Source organism: Microtetraspora sp. AC03309 (genome assembly GCF_020826795.1).
Classification (GTDB): domain Bacteria; phylum Actinomycetota; class Actinomycetes; order Streptosporangiales; family Streptosporangiaceae; genus Microtetraspora; species Microtetraspora glauca.
Map to the genome: position 1 here is coordinate 1 of NZ_JADDIL010000328.1, position 661 is coordinate 661.

At 67.0% G+C, this 661-nt stretch carries 1 protein-coding gene and 1 pseudogene; one reads left to right on the top strand and one right to left on the bottom strand.

The window, feature by feature from the left end; all coding sequences use genetic code 11:
- Nucleotides 1–248 (bottom strand): hypothetical protein (locus tag IMZ11_RS43135; protein WP_228649426.1); only part of this gene is annotated, 248 nt, incomplete at its 3' end.
- A 105-nt stretch (nt 249–353) separates the two neighbouring features.
- On the opposite strand from IMZ11_RS43135, the pseudogene IMZ11_RS43140 reads away from it, so the two are divergent.
- Nucleotides 354–661: pseudogene (locus IMZ11_RS43140) on the top strand (hypothetical protein); the annotation flags it as partial.

Genomic DNA, 661 nt, shown 5'->3' on the forward strand with positions numbered 1-661 from the left:
GTGATCAGCACCGCCCCCGGCTTGCCCAATCGTCCATAGGACACCGCGCCCAGTGCGATCGTGACCAGTGACGCCACCACGACGGCGGTGAGCAGTCCTGACACTCCGGCGTAGTTGAGCGCCACCAGGGCGGCCAGGCCGGATAGGAAAGCCGTGCCGGACACGATGGCGGTCACCCGATGACGGCTGGTCAGGTACTCGGTCCGGGCGGTGACAGGAACCGCCCGAGCGTCCTCGGTTGAGTTCATCGGCGTCAGCATACGGTCGCCGCTGCGATCTCACGGACCACGCTTGGGTCCCTGGCTGTCAATGTGGCACTTGTTGTGACGTCAAAATGATGTCACCATGACATCATGGATCTGCAACCGTATGTCGACGCCGTCCGGCACGAGCTGGGCGTCGCGGCCGCGGCCGGTGGCCCTGAAGCCGAAGCACTGGCCGACCGGCTCACTGCGCCCTTGGAATCCGCGCTGCGCCTGGCTCTTCTGGAAACCCTTTCCGAGGCGGCCGAGCAGATCACGCGAGAACTCGCCCCGGGATCAGTCCATGTCCGGCTCAACGGTCGTGACCCCGAGTTCGTGGTAGAGCCGGCCGAGGCCGACGCGCCTGCACCGTCACCGGTCGCCGACGTTGCCGACGAGGACGGCGGCGGCACCTGGCG